The organism is uncultured Dialister sp. (genome assembly GCF_937959425.1).
GTDB lineage: Bacteria > Bacillota > Negativicutes > Veillonellales > Dialisteraceae > Dialister.
Genome location: NZ_CALGPS010000112.1, coordinates 15,356 through 36,272 on the forward strand (window position 1 = coordinate 15,356; position 20,917 = coordinate 36,272).

At 49.3% G+C, this 20,917-nt stretch carries 21 protein-coding genes; all 21 read right to left on the reverse strand.

Annotated elements, in window-relative coordinates:
* Positions 1–1,114 (reverse strand): peptide chain release factor 2 gene (gene prfB, locus Q0482_RS04880; protein ID WP_366517987.1). Its coding sequence is split into 2 segments (ribosomal slippage): positions 1–1,044 and positions 1,046–1,114, totalling 1,113 coding nucleotides; the frame shifts between segments, so codons are not numbered across the junction.
* A 57-nt stretch (positions 1,115–1,171) separates the two neighbouring features.
* Positions 1,172–3,634 carry a preprotein translocase subunit SecA gene (gene secA / locus Q0482_RS04885; protein ID WP_299144106.1) on the reverse strand — a complete coding sequence of 821 codons (2,463 nt, stop codon included), beginning with the start codon at positions 3,632–3,634 and terminating at the stop codon, positions 1,172–1,174.
* Positions 3,635–3,779: 145 nt separating this feature from the next.
* Positions 3,780–4,316: a ribosome-associated translation inhibitor RaiA gene (gene raiA / locus Q0482_RS04890; RefSeq protein ID WP_299144108.1), complete on the reverse strand. Its 537-nt coding sequence runs from the start codon at positions 4,314–4,316 to the stop codon at positions 3,780–3,782.
* A gap of 259 nt (positions 4,317–4,575) precedes the next feature.
* Positions 4,576–4,782 (reverse strand): cold-shock protein, encoded by a 207-nt coding sequence (locus Q0482_RS04895; RefSeq protein WP_269479184.1) that lies wholly within the window; start codon positions 4,780–4,782, stop codon positions 4,576–4,578.
* A 190-nt stretch (positions 4,783–4,972) separates the two neighbouring features.
* Positions 4,973–5,710 (reverse strand): amino acid ABC transporter ATP-binding protein, encoded by a 738-nt coding sequence (locus Q0482_RS04900; RefSeq protein WP_299144110.1) that lies wholly within the window; start codon positions 5,708–5,710, stop codon positions 4,973–4,975.
* 2 nt (positions 5,711–5,712) lie between these two features.
* A complete protein-coding gene (locus Q0482_RS04905) occupies positions 5,713–6,351 on the reverse strand; it encodes an amino acid ABC transporter permease (protein ID WP_299144115.1) in 639 nt (212 codons plus the stop codon).
* 211 nt (positions 6,352–6,562) lie between these two features.
* The gene (gene thrB / locus Q0482_RS04910) at positions 6,563–7,486 is read right to left on the reverse strand and encodes a homoserine kinase (protein WP_299144118.1); all 924 of its coding nucleotides are present in this window, start codon (positions 7,484–7,486) and stop codon (positions 6,563–6,565) included.
* Positions 7,473–8,774: a homoserine dehydrogenase gene (locus Q0482_RS04915; RefSeq protein WP_299144121.1), complete on the reverse strand. Its 1,302-nt coding sequence runs from the start codon at positions 8,772–8,774 to the stop codon at positions 7,473–7,475. Before Q0482_RS04915 ends, thrB begins: the two co-directional genes overlap by 14 nt.
* A complete protein-coding gene (locus Q0482_RS04920) occupies positions 8,771–9,223 on the reverse strand; it encodes an amino acid-binding protein (protein ID WP_299144123.1) in 453 nt (150 codons plus the stop codon). Before Q0482_RS04920 ends, Q0482_RS04915 begins: the two co-directional genes overlap by 4 nt.
* A gap of 62 nt (positions 9,224–9,285) precedes the next feature.
* Complete coding sequence (locus Q0482_RS04925; RefSeq protein WP_299144126.1) at positions 9,286–10,167, reverse strand: ChbG/HpnK family deacetylase; 882 nt, start codon at positions 10,165–10,167, stop codon at positions 9,286–9,288.
* Positions 10,168–10,379: 212 nt separating this feature from the next.
* The gene (locus tag Q0482_RS04930; protein ID WP_299144129.1) at positions 10,380–11,171 is read right to left on the reverse strand and encodes an RNA methyltransferase; all 792 of its coding nucleotides are present in this window, start codon (positions 11,169–11,171) and stop codon (positions 10,380–10,382) included.
* Entirely contained in the window at positions 11,134–12,177 is a 1,044-nt protein-coding gene (locus Q0482_RS04935) for a glycosyltransferase family 9 protein (RefSeq protein ID WP_299144132.1), read from the reverse strand. Before Q0482_RS04935 ends, Q0482_RS04930 begins: the two co-directional genes overlap by 38 nt.
* A gap of 1 nt (position 12,178) precedes the next feature.
* On the reverse strand, positions 12,179–12,691 hold the full coding sequence (locus Q0482_RS04940) for an HAD family hydrolase (RefSeq protein ID WP_299144135.1): 513 nt from the start codon (positions 12,689–12,691) through the stop codon (positions 12,179–12,181).
* A complete protein-coding gene (gene gmhA, locus Q0482_RS04945) occupies positions 12,688–13,260 on the reverse strand; it encodes a D-sedoheptulose 7-phosphate isomerase (RefSeq protein WP_299144138.1) in 573 nt (190 codons plus the stop codon). Before gmhA ends, Q0482_RS04940 begins: the two co-directional genes overlap by 4 nt.
* A gap of 64 nt (positions 13,261–13,324) precedes the next feature.
* Positions 13,325–13,789, reverse strand: coding sequence for a transcriptional regulator NrdR (gene nrdR / locus Q0482_RS04950; RefSeq protein WP_299144180.1), 465 nt, complete (start codon positions 13,787–13,789; stop codon positions 13,325–13,327).
* 202 nt (positions 13,790–13,991) lie between these two features.
* Positions 13,992–15,026, reverse strand: coding sequence for a cell division protein FtsZ (ftsZ, locus tag Q0482_RS04955; RefSeq protein ID WP_291054572.1), 1,035 nt, complete (start codon positions 15,024–15,026; stop codon positions 13,992–13,994).
* Positions 15,027–15,186: 160 nt separating this feature from the next.
* On the reverse strand, positions 15,187–16,050 hold the full coding sequence (locus tag Q0482_RS04960) for a cell division protein FtsQ/DivIB (protein WP_299144142.1): 864 nt from the start codon (positions 16,048–16,050) through the stop codon (positions 15,187–15,189).
* Positions 16,051–16,062: 12 nt separating this feature from the next.
* Entirely contained in the window at positions 16,063–16,998 is a 936-nt protein-coding gene (locus Q0482_RS04965) for a D-alanine--D-alanine ligase (protein ID WP_299144145.1), read from the reverse strand.
* The gene (murC, locus tag Q0482_RS04970; protein WP_299144148.1) at positions 16,991–18,388 is read right to left on the reverse strand and encodes a UDP-N-acetylmuramate--L-alanine ligase; all 1,398 of its coding nucleotides are present in this window, start codon (positions 18,386–18,388) and stop codon (positions 16,991–16,993) included. The genes Q0482_RS04965 and murC overlap by 8 nt, the downstream gene beginning before the upstream one ends.
* Positions 18,388–19,509 carry an undecaprenyldiphospho-muramoylpentapeptide beta-N-acetylglucosaminyltransferase gene (murG, locus tag Q0482_RS04975; protein ID WP_299144151.1) on the reverse strand — a complete coding sequence of 374 codons (1,122 nt, stop codon included), beginning with the start codon at positions 19,507–19,509 and terminating at the stop codon, positions 18,388–18,390. The genes murC and murG overlap by 1 nt, the downstream gene beginning before the upstream one ends.
* A gap of 10 nt (positions 19,510–19,519) precedes the next feature.
* On the reverse strand, positions 19,520–20,869 hold the full coding sequence (murD, locus tag Q0482_RS04980; RefSeq protein ID WP_299144153.1) for a UDP-N-acetylmuramoyl-L-alanine--D-glutamate ligase: 1,350 nt from the start codon (positions 20,867–20,869) through the stop codon (positions 19,520–19,522).
* Positions 20,870–20,917 lie beyond the last annotated feature (48 nt).

The following is a 20,917-nucleotide window of genomic DNA, read 5'->3' on the forward strand; positions in this document are numbered from 1 at the left end:
TTATTTTGCTTTGGCTTTAAATTTGTTCATTTTAAGGAAGCCTTCGATAAAGGGATCCAGATCCCCATCCATGACGCCCTGGATATTCCCGGTTTCTATACCGGTGCGGTTGTCCTTCACCAATGTATAGGGCTGGAATACATAGGAACGAATCTGGCTTCCCCATTCAATGGCCTGCTGGTCGCCTTCCAGAGCACTCAATTCCTGTTCATGCTTTTTCATTTCAAATTCATAGAGTTTGGCGCGAAGAAGACGGAGACACTGTTCCTTATTCTGGAACTGGGACCGTTCATTCTGGCAGGCAGCCACAATACCTGTAGGAATATGGGTCATACGGACGGCAGAACTTGTCTTGTTGATATGCTGACCGCCGGCACCGCTGGAGCGGTAATAATCCACTCTCACGTCATCCATGTTCAGGTCTACTTCCACATCATCGTCAATCTCAGGCATCACATCCACAGCGGAGAAGGAAGTATGACGCCTTTTGGCAGCGTCAAAGGGGGAAATACGGACAAGCCGGTGCACCCCTTTTTCAGATTTCAGGAAACCGTAGGCATACTTTCCCTTCACCATGTATTCGGCGCTCTTAATACCTGCTTCATCACCGGGGAGCATATTCAGCTCTTCCAATTCAAAACCTTCAGCTTCCGCCCATTTCATGTACATGCGGATCAGCATTTCCGTCCAGTCCTGGGCTTCTGTACCGCCGGCACCGGCGTGGAAAGTAAGGATGGCATTATTCTCATCATATTTGCCGGAAAGAAGGAGCTCGATTTCCTTCTTGTCCATGATTTCTTTAACCTCATTCAGTTCTTTGGAAATTTCCGGTTCCATGGACTGATCATCTTCTTCAATGGCCAGATCCAGAATATCCTTCAGTCCTTCTGCCCTTTCAAAGAGCTTCGTATAGGTTTCATAGGCATCTTTAGCCTCTGTCGCTTCCTGGGAAATTTTGCGGGCTTTATCTGCATCATCCCAGAAAGTGGGATCACTCATCTGAACGTCGTAACTTCTGATACGTTCCTTCAGCTGAGGTAAGTCAAAGTGAATCCCTTATTTCTTTTTCGTGATTCAGCAGTTCTGTTAAAGTTTTTTTCAAATCTTCCAGCATCTGGATAATCATCTCGCTTTCTTTGTGAATAAATTTTTACAGGGACTGATTCTACTTTCAGTCATTGGAAGGATTTTCATCTACATAGTGGGCAGTTGCCCCTTTCAGGTGGTCTTCTGCCTTCGGCGCTTCAGGCACCTGCTGCGGTTCTTCCGGATCCGTAGCAAAGCGGATCTGGATATGGTAGAGATAGAGAACAATGGTCTCTATCATGGCCTGCTGCATTTCTTCAAAAATGTCATAGGCTTCCACTTTGTATTCCACAATGGGGTTTCTCTGGCCATAGGAACGAAGACCGATGCCTTCCTTCAGCATGTCCATGTCATCCAGATGCTCCATCCACTTGGAGTCCACTACCTTCAGCATGACTGCCTTTTCCAGTTCACGCATCATGGATGAACCGATGGATTTTTCTCTGGATTCATAGGTTTCATGGGCGCAGGTTTTCAGTTTGTCCTCCACTTCTTCCCTGCTCATGTCTTCAATTTCTTCCAGTTTGATTTCGCCGGGAGCGAGGAAATATTTCTCGCTGTATTTCAGAAGGCCTGCAAAATCCCATTCTTCCGGATAGAGCTTGGGATCCGCATAGGTTTCCATGCCCTTTTCGATAATGGTATCCACCATGCGGAGAACCTGGTCTTTCATATCCTCCCCTTCCAGAATCCGGCGGCGCTGTTCATAAACCACCTTTCTCTGCTGGTTCATTACGTCATCGTATTCAAGCACGTACTTACGGATGTCAAAGTTTCTGGCTTCCACCCGTTTCTGCGCTTTCTGGATAGCATTGGATACCATGCGGCTGTTGATAGGTTCATCTTCATCAAGGCCCATTTTTTCCATGAACTTCTTGATGTTGTCGCCGCCGAAAATGCGGAGCAGGTCGTCTTCCAGGGAAAGGAAGAACTGGCTGGATCCCGGGTCCCCCTGACGGCCGGCACGGCCGCGAAGCTGGTTGTCGATACGACGGCTTTCATGACGTTCCGTACCAATGATAGCCAGGCCTCCCAGTTCCGCAACCCCTTCGCCAAGCTGGATGTCGGTACCGCGGCCTGCCATGTTGGTGGCAATGGTTACAGCCCCCTTCTGGCCTGCCAGGGCTACGATGGCAGCTTCCTTTTCATGGTACTTGGCGTTCAGCACGGAATGAGGAATCTTAGCAGCATCAAGCATATGAGAGAGCTCTTCGGACTGTTCGATGGAAGTGGTGCCGATCAGTATAGGCTGGCCGGTGGCATGACGCCGTTCCACTTCTTTCACAACGGCTTTGTACTTGCCTCTCTTTGTCTTGAATACCACATCCGGCAGATCCTTGCGCTGGATGGGCTTATTGGTAGGAATCTGAATAACAGGAAGGCCGTAAATCTTAATGAATTCCTGTTCTTCCGTCTTGGCGGTACCGGTCATGCCGGCCAGCTTGTCATACATTCTGAAATAGTTCTGGAAGGTAATGGTAGCCAGGGTCTGGCTTTCACGCTGCACTTCCAGACCTTCCTTGGCTTCGATGGCCTGGTGAAGACCGTCGGAGTAGCGTCGGCCGTACATGAGACGGCCTGTAAATTCATCGACAATAACCACTTCGCCGTCTTTCACTACATAGTCCTTATCCCGCTGCATCATGGTCTGGGCACGGAGGGCCTGTACGAAAAGATGGTTCAGTTCCAGGTTTTCCGCATCATAGAGATTTTCCACGTGAAGCAGTTTTTCCATTTTGGCAACGCCTGCTTCCGTAGGAGCCACGGTTTTCTGCTTTTCATCAATGGTGTAATCTTCATCCTTTTTCAGTTTCGGCACCAGTTTGGCCATGACATAGTAATTATCCGTAGACTTCTGTCCCGGGCCGGAAATAATAAGCGGTGTACGGGCTTCATCGATAAGAATGGAGTCTACTTCATCGATAAGGCAGTAGTGCAGAGGCCTCTGTACCATCTGGTCCAGGGACGTAACCATGTTGTCACGGAGGTAGTCAAAACCGAATTCATTATTCGTTCCGTAGGTAATATCGGAATTATAGGCAATCTTTCTCTGGTTGAAATCAAGGTCATGGACAATGAGACCTACAGAGAGACCCAGAAATTTATAAACCTGGCCCATCCATTCACTGTCTCGTTTAGCCAGATAATCATTAACCGTAATGACATGAACCCCTTTTCCTTCCAGCGCATTCAGATAAACAGGCGCCGTTGCCACCAGGGTTTTACCTTCGCCGGTGCACATTTCCGCAATATTGCCGCGATGGAGGACGATGCCGCCGATAAGCTGTACATCAAAATGGCGCATACCCAGTACGCGGCGGGATGCTTCGCGGACTACCGCAAAAGCTTCCGGAAGGATATCATCCAGCGTTTCCCCTTTAGCCAGCCGGGCCTTGAATTCATTGGTCTTATTGGCCAGAGAAGAATCGCTCAGCTTCTTCAGTCCCTCTTCCAGGGGATTGATCTGCTGTTCTACGATTTTACGGATCTTCTTTACTTCTTTTTCGTTGGATCCGTTAAACAGCCTGTCAAAAAACTTATCAAACATGGAAACAACTCCTTATACAATCAGTCTTCCGTTTCAACTAATTCCAATGCTATACACATCTAGTTTATTTTATCAAACTGAGGCGGTATAGTCAAAAAAAGAGCGGAAAATTCCGCTCTTTTTCGTGAAATTTCACGGCTGACATTTATTTATTGGCATCAATGAGGCCGTATTTGCCGTCGTCTCTACGATAAACTACAGCCATGGCTTCCGTTTCAGAATTGAAGAACATGAAGAAACTGTGGCCGAGAAGGTTCATCTGGAGAACTGCTTCCTCCGGAGACATGGGGCTGATGTTGAAATGTTTGGTCTTTACAATTTCAAATTCCGTATCCGGAGCAGGAGCTGTCTCTTTTTCTGCAACAAACTGGCGGCTCAGGGTGTTTCTTTCTTTAAACCGTTTTGCCAGACGGGTCTTATATTTGTGAATCTGACGTTCGACCTTATCAAAAACCAGATCAATGGACTTGTACATATCATCGGATTTTTCCACGCCCCTGAGGATGATGCCGTCTACAAAAACAGTCACTTCACAGGTTTTTGTCATGTTCGAAATGCGAAGCAGCACATTGATCTTGATCGGCTTATCAAAGTATCTCTGAATCTTACCTGTGTGTTTTTCTACATAAGAATGCAGTGCGTCAGTGATTTCCAGATTTTTTCCTCTAACAGTTAATTCCATATTGAAATCCCCCTTTCTTGAATAAGCCAGATGCTTATCCTTCTATATTTATTATACTAAATTTTACATAATAATCAATCCTTTGAATCTATATAAATTAGATATCATTAAAAACATTTATCAGTTTATAAGAATGATAGAAATGATTGAATATGAAATATGAAGGAAAGGTGTTTCAGGAAATGAAAAAAAGAGTAAAGCCTTTGCTTTACCCTTATTTCAGATTCAGAAACTTTCGCTATATAGCTTCAGTAAGTGATCAGCCTTCAACTTTAACGTTAGCAGCCTGAGGTCCTCTTGCACCATCAATGATTTCAAAATCAACCTTCTGGCCTTCATTCAGTGTTTTGAAGCCATCAGCCTGAATAGCGGAGAAATGAACGAATACGTCGCCGCCTTCTTCTCTTTCAATAAAGCCGTAGCCTTTTTCTGCACTGAACCACTTAACTGTACCTTTCATGGAAATTCCTCCTAAAAAAATTACTACATTGCCCCGATTGGGCATAGATTTACAATACCATAAAACATTAATTCCGTCAACCAAAATATATAAAAGCACAGGTAAAGGTGGAATTTTTTTGGCTTTCCGCCTTCCCTGTGCCTGTGGGAGATGCATAATGCATAAATATACAGGTTATACTGCCTGATAGAAATGATTAAAGAACCTGGGACAAGAACAGCTTTGTTCTATCTTCCTTCGTATGGTTGAATACTTCATCCGGCGTACCCTGCTCTACAATAACGCCGCCGTCGATGAAGAGAACCCTGTCCCCCACTTCACGGGCAAATCCCATTTCATGGGTAACTACCACCATGGTCATCCCTTCTTCCGCCACTTCCTTCATGACATCCAGAACTTCGTGGACCATTTCAGGGTCCAGGGCAGAGGTTGGTTCATCGAAAAGCAGGGCCTTCGGCTTCATTGCCAGTGCCCTGGCAATGGCCACCCGCTGCTGCTGGCCGCCTGAGAGCTGGGCAGGCTTATAGTCAGCTTTGTCTTCCAGCCCTACCTTCTGCAGAAGGTGCATACCACGGTCATAGGCATCTTTTTTGCTTATTTTACGGACCTTCATGGGAGCCAGCATGAGATTCTGGATGACCGTCATATGAGGAAACAGGTTGAACCGCTGAAATACCATACCCACTTCGGTGCGTACTTCGTTAATATTTTTTTCACCGTTCACCGGCATACCGTCAAAGAAGACTTCGCCGCTTGTAGGCTTTTCAAGGCCGTTAATGCAGCGCAGGAGCGTACTTTTACCGGAACCGGAAGGTCCGATAATAACGACTACTTCTTTTTCCTTTACCTTGACGCTGATGTCTTTCAGTACTGTCAGGTCGCCGAATTTCTTGCCCACATGATTGATTTCGATTAAATATTTTTTATCCGCCATAGTTATCTCTTTTCCAGCCATGCTACTACACGAGAAATTGCCAGTGTCATGATGAGGTAAAGAACAGCTACGGTAGTCCAGATTTCAAAGGAACCGTAGGTCTGGGCAATAATCAGCTGCCCTCTTCTTGTCAGTTCTTCAAAGCCGATGACCGATACCAGGGAAGAATCCTTCAGCATGGCAATAAATTCATTTCCAAGAGGGGGAAGGATATTCCGTACGGCCTGAGGAAGGATAACATAGTACATGGTCTGCCACCAGGTCAGCCCCAGGGAACGGCCTGCTTCCATCTGTCCCACATCGATAGCCTGTATGCCGGCTCTGAAAATTTCGGAAACATAAGCACCGCTGTTAATGCCGCAGGCTGCTACCGCAGCGGCAAAGGGTTCCACTCTGTGTCCCGTAACAATAGGAAGAGCGAAATAAATAAGGAAAATCTGCACCAGAAGCGGTGTGCCGCGTATGCAGTCCGCATAGACGGCTGCGATAATCCTTAAAATCTTTACCTGACAGATGCGGGCAATACCTACAAAGAGGCCAATCAAAAAACCTATGGCTACGCTGACTGCGGTGATTTCAATGGTAACACCAGCCCCAACCAGCAGCATAGGCAGTGCATGTTCAATGAGTTCAAAATTCATCTACGGGACTCCTTATCCAATCCATGTAAATCAGTATATTTTAGGATAATACCTGTATAAGTATACTCATTTAAATCTCGTCCGTCAATAGAAAATAAAAATGGACCATGCTCTCTGTCAGCCTAAGACTATTTTACGAAATCTTTAACCAGGCCCGAATGCAGTAAAAAACGGCCCGCAGGCCGTCTTCTGCCATGACAGTCAGTACAAATCAGACTGCCATAATGCCGTTATGGTCAAAGTCAAGAACCAGGTATCGGGAAGTCATATGGGCGGACGCAAAACCGTTCACCATGGCAATGCCCACCTTGTCTGCCAGATCGGCAGGGGCAAAGGCGATAATGGTAGGGCCTGAGCCGGAAATGGTGGCTCCATAGGCTCCTGCCCGTTCCGCATTTCTAATAACGTCGGATGCACCGGGAATGAGCCCCAGTCGGTAGGGCACATGGATCACATCATCCAGTCCCAGCTTTAAATATTCCGGTTTCTGGTACATGAAGGCGGCCATCAGGAAGGAAACGGCGCCGATATTATGGACCGCATCACTTCTGGAATAGCTTTCCGGAAGGACGGCCCTTGCTTTTTCCGTATGAAGTTCAAAATCAGGAATAGTGACCACTGCCTTCCAGTGGGAAGGAATATCTATGCGCTCTGCTGTCACATAGCCGTCTTTTAAGAGAGCCATGCAGAATCCGCCTAAAATAGCAGGGGCCGCATTATCCGGATGTCCTTCCATTTCTGCCGTAATATCCAGAATTTCCTTCCGGTTAAACGGTTCTCCCATAAGCATATTGGCAAGGAATACACCGGATGCAATGGCGGCAGAGGATGACCCAAGTCCCCGGGCAAAGGGAATGCGGTTGATGAGGTACATTTTTCCTCCGGGCACTTTTTTCCCTGCCCTGCGGGCAGTTTCATCCATGGCCTTGATAATCATGTTGTCAAGGCCCGATGGAATCTGGGATGCTCCCTCCCCTTCCGCGGAAATATCCGTATCGGCCAGTGCTTTCCCCTCTTCCGGCACAAACTGCACCACATTGTAAAGTCCAAGGGACATGCCCAGTGTGTCGAAGCCGCTTCCGATATTGGCGGTGGTGGCAGGCACTCTTACGATATAGGTTTTATTTTCTGTCATCTTCCATAACCCTCACGATATTAGCTACCTGGCGCATGCAGGGCAGTACCTGCAGCGCCTTTTCCACATGGATAATATTTTCCCTCGGCGTCTTTTCCGTAATAATCATCAGTTCCGCTGCATCTTCAATGCGGCTCTTCTGGACGACTTCCTTAATACTGATATCGTTATCTGCGTAGGCGGAGGCAATCTGTGAAAGAACGCCGGTCACATCATCAACGATGAGACGGAAGTAATAGGAGTTTTCCAGTTTCAGGGAAGAATAGAAAGGAATGCGCTTGGTTTCCGTCAGCATCATGCCGGTGCCGGTGGAATGGTTCATAATATGTTTCGCAGTGCTGATTACATCCCCCATAACTGCGCTGGCGGTAGGAAGGGAACCGGCGCCCCTGCCGTAGAACATCACATCCTCCACCATATTGCCGGTTACATAAATCGCATTGTAGGAGCCTTTGACCGAAGCCAGCGGATGGCTTCTGGGAACGAAGGCGGGATACACGTTGAGGGCAATGCCGTTGTCCTGGCGGATAGCTACAGCCAGAAGCTTGATGGTGTATCCCATTTCACTGGCATACTGCACATCGTTCTGGGAAATTTTTTCAATGCCTTCCACCAGTACATCATCAAAGGTCACGTTGGCATGGAAACCGATGGAGGCAAGGATAGCCAGCTTTCTGGCTGCATCATAACCAGCCACGTCGTTAGTAGGATCCGCTTCCGCATAGCCCTTTTTCTGTGCTACCCGGAGAGCATCGCCATAGCTGACGCCCGCATCATCCATATTGGAGAGAATAAAGTTGGTGGTGCCGTTCACAATGCCCACAATGCTTTCGATTTCATTGGCCGCAAGGGAATCATGAAGGGGTCTTAAAATAGGAATGCCGCCGCCTACGCTGGCCTCGCAGCTGAAATTCACATGGTTTTCCATGGCGGTATGCATGATTTCCGGTCCGAAAAGGGCTACCAGGTCCTTGTTGGCACTTACCACATTGATATGATGATTGAGGGCTTCGAAAATGTATTCCTTTGCCGGATGGATGCCGCCCATGACTTCGATCACAATATCAATGGATTCATCGGAAATGATATCCTCAAAGGAGGAAGTAAGATGAATCCCCTGCAGAAGTTCCATATCCCTGTATTTTTCAGGATGGCGGACCAGCACATGGCTGATGTTGAAATGGCAGCCTATGGAATCTTCCATCATGCGGCCGTTCTTTCGAATCGTTTCGGCCACACCACTGCCTACAGTGCCAAATCCAAGGAGTGCGACATTAATATTTTTCATCTAAATTCTCCCCCTATTTTCATGGTCAACGACTGGATTCCTTTTGTTTCTTTCAAGGCTTCATACAGCGATTCCATATCTCCCGCCGATTCCTTCGTTTTCAGGGTAATGACGGAGGAATACAGCTTTTCAGAAATCTTTGTCCGGTTAACAGAAAGAACTTCCTGCTTCTCTTTGGCGATGCGCCGGAGAATTCTTCCAAACACGGCCATATCATCCTGCATGATTATAAATAATACTACAATCCGGTCCTCTTTGTCATCATCTGCAGAGGCCACATGGTCTTTATATTTATAATAGGCGCTGCGGCTCATATTCACTTTATGGACCGCTTCATTAATCGTTCCGGAAGAGCCGCTTTTCAGCATTTCCTTCACCCGGATGGTTTTCTTGATCGCTTCCGGCAGGATTGAAAAATCCACCAGATAAAACTGCCGTTCTTTTGTCATATAAGCCACTCCTCAGCCGGTATAGGCATAGTAAATAAAGAAAGAGAAGTGCCCGGATATCATCAGCTTTTCTTGAGTTCCTGATAGGAAACGAGCTGTATCTTCCTTTCATTCAAAACATTCCGCACAGACGCGGATGTGAGACTTTTCAATTCCTCTTCTCCTTCATAGCCCCAGTGGAAGGTTTTTTCCATGGCAGCTGTGTCAGCGGAAGGATGGCACATGATTTCACTAATTCCCTCGCCTATGCGGTTAAGGATGAAAATCATGCGGTGTTCATAGAAATGACCGCCGTACATCATACCCCAGAAATGGTCATTGGTATGAATGCCCGCCTCTTTCAGCGCAGGGCGGTGGCTCCGTGCCATGAGGGAAAGACCGTTTTTTGCTGCAAAGCGGAAAATCCCTTTAGGCGTTGGGGTAAGTCCGAAGAAAACCTTTTCATCAGGCACCCTCATGCAGGAAATATGATATTTCTTTGCCAGCGTAAGGGCAATAGGGAAAAAATGGTTCCACATATGCATGTGCTGGTGCCCGTCGATATGGGTTACAGGGAGACCTGTGTCCAGAATTTTCTGTATCTGGGCATCCCATTCCCGATATACATCATCCATACGGATAAGGCCTTTCAGATCCCGCCTGATTAGTTCCCCATAGTCTGTGCACAGACAGCGGTTTTCCCAGGTAAGGCTGGGCACTTCTTCCGGAGGAAGTACGGTGGGAAGGCCCCCCACCAGGGTGAGATGGATACCGATACCGATTCCGTCCAAATCACGGGCCAGATGAACTGCCTCATCAAAAGCAGTCCCTCCCGCCATAAGGGATGTGCTTGTGAGTATACCGGACTCAAAGCCCCGGCACACCGCTTTATTTACTGCACTGTGAATGCCAAAATCATCGGCATTTACAATCAATTTCTTAACCATAGCTGCCTCATTATCCATAACCCCTGCTTTCTGCAGGGAAAAGGGCTTTCATTACGGAAGCACTGATTCATTCACAGAGTCTGCTTTTATAAGAATTTTTATACACTACTTTGTCATGGGACTCCTTAAATAGCTCTCTATTCTCATCGTTCCATTCCCTGCATTACATAAAAATTCAAGAACAAAAGCAGACAGTGATTGAATCGCGCCTCCTTATTGATAGAAAATTCTCAGGAATTGATAAAATGAAATAAAATAACCGCAGCCGCAATGGACACATTAAGGGACTCCACATGACCGGGAAGAGGGATATACAGATTTTCATCGGTCATGGAAAGGATGTCTTCCCTTATGCCGTTTCCTTCGTTTCCAAAAATAAATACGCCCTTTTCCACCAAACCGATTTCCTTATAGGGCCTTCCATTCTGCAGGGCCGTACCGTAAAAGGGAAGTCCGGAGCGCGCTTTCATATCCTGTAAAAAGGAAATATCCACCCCTTCGTATATAGGCAGGCGGAGGATAGATCCCATGGAACTTCGCACCACTTTTTCCGCATATATATCGGTACATCCTTCTGTAAGAATCAGCCCTTTAACGCCTGCTGCCGCCGAGGTTCTGACAATGGTTCCCATATTTCCCGGATCCTGCACGGAGTCAAGGACTACATAGTACCCGTCCAGAGGACGGAGAAGCTCCTTCTTGTCATGGTTCTGTTTGTGACAGATGAGAAGAATGCCCTGACCATGTTCTGTGCCGGACAGAAGTTTCATCATGTCTACATCTACGGAAAGAAAGAGCCAGTGCAGTTTTTCCCCTTCCTGCACTAGACCCTCCATCGTTTCATGGGGGAAGCGCCCTTCTTCCACAAAACAGAGAGCATCACGAACATGCTGCGAAAGCACGTCGGTCACACCGCGGAGTCCTTCCAGCAGGAAGAGCCCTTCCCTGTCCCGCCACTTCTTCTGCTTGAGCCGGAGGGCCAGTTTAATCCACCGGTTGCTTCGGCTGGTAATATGTTCCATTTTGTTCCTCTATATCCGATTCCAATATATCAAGAGCCTTTTGAAGCACTTTTTCCACAGGGATAGTATCCATACGGCATTCCTTCGTTCCCGGATGATCCGCCATGAGCACATGGCTGTCCGGATTGCCGTAGGGGCCGCTTCTATCCGGAAGAGTTGGCCCGAAGAGAGCCAAAATGGGTGTATGAACCGCATTGGCTATATGAAGAGGGCCTGTATCGCTGGAAATATGGAGGGATGCCAGTCTTTCCAGAGCGGCCAGCTGGAGAAGGTTTGTCCTTCCCATCAAATTCACCGTAAAGGCGGAGGGCGAAAATTCCTTAATGGCCTCTCCCATGTCCATTTCCCCTGCCGTTCCGGAAATCACATTGTAAATTCCCCGCTTTGAAAGCTCATCTGCCAGTTTTCCCCAGAAGGGAACGGGCCACTTCTTAGCCTCTCCCCTGGTACCGGGGACAAGCACCACATAAGGTCCTTCTATGCCTTCTGCCGAAAGCATTTTTTTCACCTGGTCCAGCTCATGGCTGTAGTCATGGAGAGGGAATTCAATATCCGGCACATCGCATCCCAGATAGCGCATAACATCCAGAAGCTGCTCGATAATATGTCCCTTCCTGTGAGGACCGCTGATAGGGCGGCTGGCCAGGAAACTCCCTTCCCTGCCGTCCTGGTATCCGATACGATGGCTGCAGCCGGAAAGGAAGGAAATGATGGCGCTTTTGGCAATCATCTGCAGGTCGATGACCAGATCAAAATGTCTTGCCTTGAGGTCCCGGTGCACTTCCCGAAGATAAGAAAGCTGCCGGATTCTCTTCCTGTCCACCAGGTAGATTTCATCAATCCAGGGTTTGCCCGGAAGAATACCGGCAAAGGCGGGGTGCACTGCCCAGGTGATCCGGGCCTTGGGGTATGTCTTACGGAGCACGTAGAGGGAAGGCAGAGCATGGATAATATCCCCCAGAGAGCTCATTTTTATAATCAGAATATTTTGATAGTCTTTTTTCATTTTAATCCTTTACAGGGGGCAGTACTTTCCTGATGAAATCATCCAGATTGCCTCCGGGAAACAGAAATCCACGGATTCCGGCCCTTTTGGCTGCTTCTATATCCCTTTCACCGTCTCCGAAGAGGAAGCAGCGTTCCCTGTCCAGACCGTACCTGGACAGGGCAGTAAGAATCATGCCGGGCGCCGGTTTCCTGCAGCTGCAAACCCTGTCGTAGCGGGCAACGGGAGCTCCAGGCAGATGGGGACAGTAGAAGAATTCCGTAATCTTTCCACCGAATTTTCCTATTTCCTCATTCATTTCCTCATGGAGCCGGATAACGTCCTCTTCTGTATAATAACCCCGAGCCACGCCGCTCTGGTTAGTCACCACAAAAAGGAGCCAGCCTTCCTTTGTAAGGCGGGCCGCTGCTTCTCTGGCCCCTTTGACCCAAATGAGGTCCTTCATGGAATGGAGGTATCCGGTGTCTTCATTCAGTACGCCATCCCGGTCAAAAAATATGGCTTTCTTTTTCATTGCTTCCAGTCCATATCATCAATGAGCTGGCAGATAATGTGGGCGGAAAGCATATGGATTTCCTGGATTCTTGCGGTCACATCAGAAGGCACCACCAGCGTTTCCCGGCAGAGGGAAACCATTTCGCCTCCGGTCCTGCCGGTGGAACCAATGGTAACCAGGCCTTTATCTGCTGCCGTTTTCAGGGCTTCATTCACATTTCTGCTATTCCCGCTGGTGGAAATCCCCCAGAGCACATCCCCTTCATTTCCAAGGCCTTCCACCTGACGAGCAAACACGTAGTCATAGCTGTAGTCATTGGCCACGGCGGTAAGGATGGATGTATCGGTGGTAAGGGCAATGGAAGGAAGGGAAATTCGTTCATTGTGGAAACGGCCTACAAATTCAGCGGCTATATGCTGGGCATCAGCAGCGCTTCCTCCATTGCCGCAGATAAGGATTTTATGACCGCTTTCAAGGGCCTTCCGGCAGATATCTGCCATGGAAAGGATGACGGGAAATAAAGCTCTGCTTTTTTCCAGCACTCTTGCATGGTCGTCAAAAACAGTTTCTATAGTTTTAATGTTCATTCGAATCCTCTTTCTCCGGAGAAATGAAATACTTTTGTTTTCAGGATGCAGATTGAGGGATGAATCAATGTTCCTTGTGATTTTTCATAAGAGCTTCCAGTTCGCTCATAAAGCTCCCGATGTCCTTGAATTCCCTGTACACGGAGGCAAAGCGCACATAGGCCACCTGATCCAGACCTTTCAGCTCATTCATCACCAGGTTGCCGATTTCCACAGAGGAAACTTCCTGCTTTAATTCATTCCGGATTTTCTTTTCCACCCGATTCACTATGTCTTCAATCTGGGCTGAGGTAATATTCCTTTTTTCACAGGCCCTGACAAGGCCGCTTCTCAGCTTATTGCGGTCGAACAGTTCACGGCTTCCGTTTTTCTTAATGACCCGGATGGGAAGCTGTTCTATGGTTTCATAGGTGGTAAAGCGCCGCCCGCAGGCCAGACACTGGCGGCGCCGGCGGATAGACGCGCCGTCGTCGGTATCACGGGAATCGGTCACTTTGGTATCAGGGCTGCTGCAGTAGGGACATTTCATAATCATTCTCCTTGCCGTGAAAAGCGGAAACCGGTACAGGCCCCGTTTTTAGAATGGGAAGAAAAAGCCACACTGCATCTGCGGTGTGGCTTTCTGTAAATCTGATGGCCCGTCGGCGGTTTTCTCTAAAATCAGACATGGGGGAACCCTTTGCATCATACAATCACTGTTTCCCCATCCGGCCCGGGACCCTGAGTCAGTCTTATTTTCTCAGAAATTCAGGAACCGCGATGCCTGTTGCCGGACGTACCGCATTGCTGAAACGGTTGCCGCCGGCAGGAGCCGGAGATTTCTTCTTGTCGCCGAAACCGGTGGCAATAACAGTAATCTTCACGGTATCATTGTCCAAATCCGGGTCTACGGAAGTACCCCAGATGATGTTGGCATCGGGATCTGCCGCTTCCGTAATAATCTGGGAAGCTTCGTTGATTTCAAAGAGGCCCAGGTCTTCGTTGCCGGTAATGTTGATAATGATGCCCTTGGCGCCTTCGATGCTTCTTTCAAGCAGGGGGCTGTTGATGGCCATGGTAGCTGCATCGCTGGCACGGTTGTCGCCGGTGCCGATGCCGATACCCATGAGGGCGTCGCCCTGATCGCTCATAATAGTTCTCACGTCTGCAAAGTCCAGGTTGATAATGCCGGGTACGGTAATAAGGTCGGAAATACCCTGGATGCCCTGACGAAGTACGTCATCAGCCGTCTTGAAAGCATCTTTAATGGATGTCTTCTTGTCGATAATGCTCATCAGTTTGTCATTCGGAACCACCAGGATAGCATCAACGTTCTGCTTCAGTCTTTCAATGCCTTCGGCAGCATTCTTTGCTCTTACTTTACCTTCGAAGCTGAATGGCTTGGTGACTACGGCGATGGTCAGAGCGCCCAGTTCTCTGGCGCACTGTGCAGCTACAGGAGCCGCGCCGGTGCCGGTGCCGCCGCCCATGCCGGCAGTGACAAATACCATGTCTGCGCCGGTTAAAGCTTTGGTCAGATCTTCGCGGGATTCTTCCGCAGCCTGTTCCCCTACTTCCGGTTTTGCGCCGGCGCCAAGACCTTTGGTCAGCTTTTCGCCGATCTGGATCTTGGTTTCCGCTTCAGACTTGTTCAGTACCTGCAGTTCTGTATTGACAGCGATGAATTCAACGCCCTTTACTTCTTCATCAATCATACGGTTGACAGCGTTATTTCCGCCGCCGCCTACACCGATTACTTTAATTTTAGCAATTTCAGACTGTTCCATGTTCGCTCCTCCTTTAGGATCCTCTGCGTCATGAGATTGACTTTTTGTTTCATTATTCATTCTGATAGTCATCTTCTTATCAAGATAATCATATCTTACATTGTACAATACTTTGCACAAGTTCGCTACAGTTATAACGGGGAAAGAGGCAGATTTTTATTTATTTTTTCAGCTTGATGAAAGGGGATGCCGGATTGGCGTCCAGGTATTCCACAGAAAGACCCCGGGCCTTCACGTCGCCAACCATATTTTCCGCCAGTTTTGCCTGTCCCGCCATATCGGGTCCGCTGCCCAGACGCACCGTAATGCCGTCTCGGGTATAGGCTTTGATGTCATCCCCGTTGCCTATGTTGATTTCCGAAAAGACACGAAGCCCTTCGGGAGAAAGGTGGTTAAGGAAATCAAGGGCCGCATCCAGTTCACCGCCGGCTACCGAATCTCCCAGAAGGAGATTTCCCATCCTCTTTCCTGTAATGAGCGGCACGTTCACCTTCTTAATGGACTGGGTCGTATCCATCACCATGCCGTCCTTATCCAGAAAGGCATAGCCAAACTGGTCCTGCACAATGGCAAGAGGTATCCTGTCCGTCACATCCACTTCCAGTACAAAGGGAAATCTCCGGCTTACGGACACGGTGGACAGACGGATATCTTTGGAAAGCCGCTCCTCCAGCCTGGAAGAGCTCACCTGCAGAACATTCACCGGCTCACGGATGCGCCCTTCAAAAATAACGTCATCCACCGTAAGCACATCGGTGCCTCTGAGGTCTATATACCCCAGGGGAATGGGAAGGAAAAAGAGGGAGAGCACTGCAGCTGCCGCTACTGCCAGACCGCCGGCAGCATAAGCCTTTCCCCTGCCGTGATGGACAGCATGATGCCGGCCTTTTTTCCTCACCGAAGGCCTATCTTCCGGTGGGACTATCTCTTCCGGCGGCTCCTCCACCTTCGGCTTTTCGGGAAATCCCTCGGGGTTTCCATGCTGTTCCTTCAGGAAATCGTTGAAGCTTTTAAAATTATCCATAATGATGTCCCGTCAGACTTTATCAAGGCCAGCTTCCATCAGTATCATTTCGCAGAGCCTGGGGAAGGAAATACCATCCGCTGCGGCGGCCTTGGGCACAAGACTGGTGGAAGTCATGCCGGGAATGGAATTGGCTTCCAGTACAAAAGGATGTCCCTCTTTGTCTGTTTTGAAATCAAAGCGCACGGCGCCGCTGCATTCGCAGATCCGGTAGCCTTCTTCCGCAATACGGCTCATTTCCTCTGAAAGCTCCTTTGAAATGGGAGCAGGCACAATATAGTCCGTAGCGCCTTTGGTGTACTTGGAGTGGTAGTCATACTGTCCGGAATGGGGACAGATTTCAATCACCGGAAGAGCCCTGCCGTCAAGCACGGATACGGTGAATTCGCCGCCTGCCAGATAGTCTTCCGCCAGGATACGTCCTTCCACCTTGAAAACTCTGTCCACTGCAGCGGGAAGATCTTCTTTATTCTTCACGATTTCGATACCGATGGTGGAACCTTCGCAGGCCGGTTTCAGCACCACCGGAAAGGAAAATTCGGAAAGAATGGAAGAAATGACCGCATCCCTGCCGTCCTTCAGGAAGTAAGGACGGGAATGGGCCATGGGAAGGCCTGCCTGCTTGAACAGGTGGCTGCTCATAATTTTATCCATGGTAATAGCGGAGGAAGTGACACCAGAACCGGTATAGGGGATCCGAGCCAGCTCCAATACGCTCTGGATAGTGCCATCTTCTCCATACTTGCCATGGAGGGCGATAAACACCACTTCCGCTTCCGCCTTTTTCAGATTTTCCACCACATGGTGAGGATCATATTCCATAGGAATCACCGTATAACCGATGGATTCCAGGGCCTCTGCAATGGCAGTGCCCGTATTTCTGGAAACTTCCGCTTCCGTAGAAGGACCGCCCATGAGGACCACTATTTTCGTTTCTTTATTAATCACTTGGCATTCCCTTTTCTTTTAATAACTGAACGAGTTTTCCGCCTGCCCCGGTAATGCTGCCGGCACCCATGGTAATCACCAGGTCCCCCCTGCGAAGGGTCTTATAGATGGCCTCTGCCACATCATCCACCGAAGGAACATAGCGGATATCCTTTTCAGGGTGGCGGGCTTTAACCGCATCCGGGATGGTATGACCGTCCACGCCGGGAATCTTCTCCTCACTGGCCGCATAAATATCGGTAAAGAAAAGGATATCCCCCTCGTCAAAGGCTTCTGCGAATTCATCCCTGAGCAGTTTGGTACGGGAATAGCGGTGAGGCTGGAAAGCGCAGAGAATACGGTGGTTTCCCGTTTCCCTGGCTGCTTTGAGGGTCGCTTTGATTTCCGTAGGATGGTGGGCGTAGTCGTCCACGACCCAGAGGTCGTCGTTTCTGTACTTCGTTTCAAACCGTCTCTTCACGCCGCAGAAGCGGGACAGGGACTCAGCCGCCTTTTCAAAAGGGATGCCGCAGTAGAGGGCCGCCGCCAGGGCGCCAAGGGAGTCCCGCACGTTGTGAAGACCAGGCACCTGGAGACGTACCGTGCCAAGCACCTTGCCGAAAACCTTCGCATCGTAGCAGAGGAACCGGTTTTCGTAGCGGGGATGAAGGGCCTCCACATCCGCCTTCTCATCCAGGCCGAAGGTAATCACCTTCTTATGAATCTTCGGAAGAATCGCCCTTACCCCTTCGCTGTCAAGGCAGAGGAAAGCGGCGCCGTCATCATAGGAAATATGATTTACAAAATCCGCAAAGGCGCTGCGGATGTTTTCCACACTGCCGTAATGGTCCAGATGGTCATCTTCCACATTGGTTACTACGGTGATGTAATTTTTAAATTTCAGGAAGGAGCCATCGCTTTCATCGGCTTCGGCAATGACATAGTCCCCTTTGCCGCAGATGGAGTTTCCATGAATGTAGTCAGCTGCAGCGCCCAGAACAATGGTAGGATCCGTGCCTGCTTCGTAGAAAATCTGTCCCAGCATACCGGAGGTGGTGGATTTTCCATGAGCTCCGGCTACGGAAATACCCTTTCCGGCAAGAATGAGGGCCGCCAGTACATCGGACCGGTGGAATACAGGAAGCCCCTTCTTTTCGGCTTCCACAAGCTCCGGATTATCTTTGGAAATGGCGGATGAAATGACCACGCAGCCCTCCCCTTTCACATGGGAAGCATCATGGCCGATATAAATGGAAGCCCCTCTTTTCCGGAAATTTTCAAGCACCGGAGAGCTGGCCATATCGGAACCGGAAACGGAATATCCCTTTTCCAGCAGGATTTCAGCCAGGGCCCGCATGCCCATGCCGCCGATACCGATAAAATGAAAATTTGTATATTCGTTAAGATTCATCACTTGTGCTCCCTTTTTTCAGCAAGCTGAAGTGCCAGACAGGCAATATCCCTGCCGGCATGGATTTTTCCAAGTCCTGCGGAAGCATCGGACATACTGCGCAGGGTGGACGGTGTTTCCTTCAGGTAGGAAATATCCTGGATCAGTTCTTTGTCAGTGAGATACTTGTCCACAATCATTTTGGCCGCTCCTGCCGCCACAAAAACCCTGGCATTGAAGGTCTGGTGATCTTCTGCTGCATAGGGATAGGGAATGAGGATGGCCGGCAGTCCGCGGGCTGCCAGTTCAGCCAAGCTCACCGCACCGGCACGGCAGATAATAAGATCCGCCGCTGCCAGAGCCCGGGGCATATGGTACTCGTACTTCACGATCCGTCCTGCCTTCCCTACCCTGCCGTCTTTGTCGGCGTGCACCGCCTCTATTATTTTATCATATTCCAGGGTGCCCGTAACATGGTAAAGGCAGAGGTGACTGTCGTCTTTGAAATGACGGTGCACCCCTTCCATGGCCGTGTTGATGGAACGGGCGCCCCGGCTGCCGCCTGTGATGAGCACCATGAAGGTGTCAGGCGATATGCCCAGCTCACGGCGGGCTTCCTCCCGCTTTGCCTCGATAATATCGGGGCGGATAGGATTCCCTGTATAAACGCATTTCTCCGGACGGGGAAAACGCATTTTGGCCTCCTCGTAACCAAGGGCAATGGTATCTACCACGTGGGAGAGGATTTTATTGGTAATTCCGGGAATCACATTCTGCTCCTGGATAAGGGTGGGAATGTGGGAGAGGGCCGCCGCCATGAGGATGGGGCCGCACACGTATCCGCCGGTTCCTATGACCACATCGGGATTGAAATGTTTCAGAATGGACCTTGCCTTGAAAAGGCTGCCTGCGGTTTTCATGAGGATAGCAAGATTCTTCGGTGTGAAGGACCGCTTCAAACCGTAGGCGGGAATAGAGGCGAATTTGAACCCTTCCTTCGGAACGATTCTGGACTCCATGCCATTGGGGGTGCCCACAAAGAGGAACTCCACATCCTCCAGTTTGGAAATTTCACGGGCAATGGTGATGGCGGGATAGATATGCCCGCCGGTACCACCGCCGGATAGAATAATTCGTTTCATAACTCCCCCGTCAGGTCAGACTTTTAACAATACGTTTGAAATCCATGCCCCGTTCTTCCATATTGTGGTACATATCAAAGGAAGAGCAGGCCGGAGAAAGGATAACAATATCCCCTGCTTCAGCCAGTTTCTGCCCGGTAATAACCGCTTCCTTCATGGAAGACACCCGGTGAATAGAAGAAACTCCTGCTTTTTTCGCCGCCTTTTCAAAACGGTCGGCTGCCGCGCCCAAAAGGATCAGATGCTTTGTGTGCTTCTTAACTTCCGCCATAAATTCTTCAAGGGGCGTGCCCTTGTCATAGCCGCCGGCAATAAGGATCACCGGTTTACCGAAGGCGCTCATGCCCTTTTCCGCAGCGTCCGTATTGGTAGCCTTGGAATCGTTATAATACTCCACATCATGAAGAGTGCGGACATATTCAATCCGGTTGGGAAGGGAAGTGAAATCCTTCAGCACGGAAATGATGACATCCACCGGCACTCCCCCCTCATAGGCAAGGAAGGAAGCGGCCAGGGCATCTTCATAATTCTGCATGCCTTTGAGTTTCATTTCTCCTGTATGCAGGAGCGGGATTTCCTTTCCCTGTCTGCGGATGACAAGCACATCCCCGTCAAGGAAGGCGCCCTCTTCCACTTCGTGGCGGGTGGAAAGGAGGCATACATGGGTATGGGTTTCCGCCTGCTTTTTAAGCTCCGGCGTATAGGAATCCTCCGCATTCAGAAGGAGGCAGTCCGATTTGTCCATATTTTCAAAAATCCTGGCCTTGGCAGCCACATAGGCTTCCATGGTATGGTGCCTTTCCAGATGGTCCGGCGTAATGTTTAAAATCACGGCGGCCCTGGGTTTGAAGGTCTTAATAAATTCCAGCTGGAAACTGGAAACTTCAGCGGCAATCACACCGTCAGCCGGTACAAGCTCCGCTTCCCGACTGAGGGAAATGCCCAGATTGCCTGCCAGGGCAAAGGGGCGTCCGCTTTTGCTGACCATGCTCCCAAGGAGAGTGGTAGTGGTGGTTTTACCATTGGTGCCTGTAATGGCCAGAATGGGCGCCTTTGTCACCCGATACGCCAGTTCCACTTCGCTGATCACATCAATATGCCTTTTGAAGGCTTCCGCTACCACCGGATTCTCCCTTGGGATAACCGGGGACACAACCACCGTATCCACGCCGTCAAGAAGATCCAGAGACTGGGGACCGAATCTGAAGGATGCCCCCAGTTCCGTTAATGCATCCTTTTCCTTTCTATCATGGATAGAATCTTTTAAATCGGAAATCAGCACGTTCACATTATGGCGGAGAAGCACATGGGCAGCTCCCAAACCGCTGATGCCGGCGCCGAGAATCAATACACTTTTCATAATTTACCTCCCCATGGAATCAGGCAGCAGCCTGACAATTCAAAAGCA

Bases quoted from the DNA above. Each gene is read 5' to 3' on its own strand.
- secA (WP_299144106.1), bottom strand. From the start codon at position 3,634: ATGTTTGATAAGTTTTTTGACAGGCTGTTTAACGGATCCAACGAAAAA.
- raiA (WP_299144108.1), bottom strand. From the start codon at position 4,316: ATGGAATTAACTGTTAGAGGAAAAAATCTGGAAATCACTGACGCACTG.
- Q0482_RS04900 (WP_299144110.1), bottom strand. From the start codon at position 5,710: ATGGCGGATAAAAAATATTTAATCGAAATCAATCATGTGGGCAAGAAA.
- Q0482_RS04905 (WP_299144115.1), bottom strand. From the start codon at position 6,351: ATGAATTTTGAACTCATTGAACATGCACTGCCTATGCTGCTGGTTGGG.
- thrB (WP_299144118.1), bottom strand. From the start codon at position 7,486: ATGACAGAAAATAAAACCTATATCGTAAGAGTGCCTGCCACCACCGCC.
- Q0482_RS04915 (WP_299144121.1), bottom strand. From the start codon at position 8,774: ATGAAAAATATTAATGTCGCACTCCTTGGATTTGGCACTGTAGGCAGT.
- Q0482_RS04920 (WP_299144123.1), bottom strand. From the start codon at position 9,223: ATGACAAAAGAACGGCAGTTTTATCTGGTGGATTTTTCAATCCTGCCG.
- Q0482_RS04925 (WP_299144126.1), bottom strand. From the start codon at position 10,167: ATGGATAATGAGGCAGCTATGGTTAAGAAATTGATTGTAAATGCCGAT.
- Q0482_RS04930 (WP_299144129.1), bottom strand. From the start codon at position 11,171: ATGGAACATATTACCAGCCGAAGCAACCGGTGGATTAAACTGGCCCTC.
- Q0482_RS04935 (WP_299144132.1), bottom strand. From the start codon at position 12,177: ATGAAAAAAGACTATCAAAATATTCTGATTATAAAAATGAGCTCTCTG.
- Q0482_RS04940 (WP_299144135.1), bottom strand. From the start codon at position 12,691: ATGAAAAAGAAAGCCATATTTTTTGACCGGGATGGCGTACTGAATGAA.
- gmhA (WP_299144138.1), bottom strand. From the start codon at position 13,260: ATGAACATTAAAACTATAGAAACTGTTTTTGACGACCATGCAAGAGTG.
- nrdR (WP_299144180.1), bottom strand. From the start codon at position 13,789: ATGAAATGTCCCTACTGCAGCAGCCCTGATACCAAAGTGACCGATTCC.
- ftsZ (WP_291054572.1), bottom strand. From the start codon at position 15,026: ATGGAACAGTCTGAAATTGCTAAAATTAAAGTAATCGGTGTAGGCGGC.
- Q0482_RS04960 (WP_299144142.1), bottom strand. From the start codon at position 16,050: ATGGATAATTTTAAAAGCTTCAACGATTTCCTGAAGGAACAGCATGGA.
- murC (WP_299144148.1), bottom strand. From the start codon at position 18,388: ATGAATCTTAACGAATATACAAATTTTCATTTTATCGGTATCGGCGGC.
- murG (WP_299144151.1), bottom strand. From the start codon at position 19,509: ATGAAACGAATTATTCTATCCGGCGGTGGTACCGGCGGGCATATCTAT.
- murD (WP_299144153.1), bottom strand. From the start codon at position 20,869: ATGAAAAGTGTATTGATTCTCGGCGCCGGCATCAGCGGTTTGGGAGCT.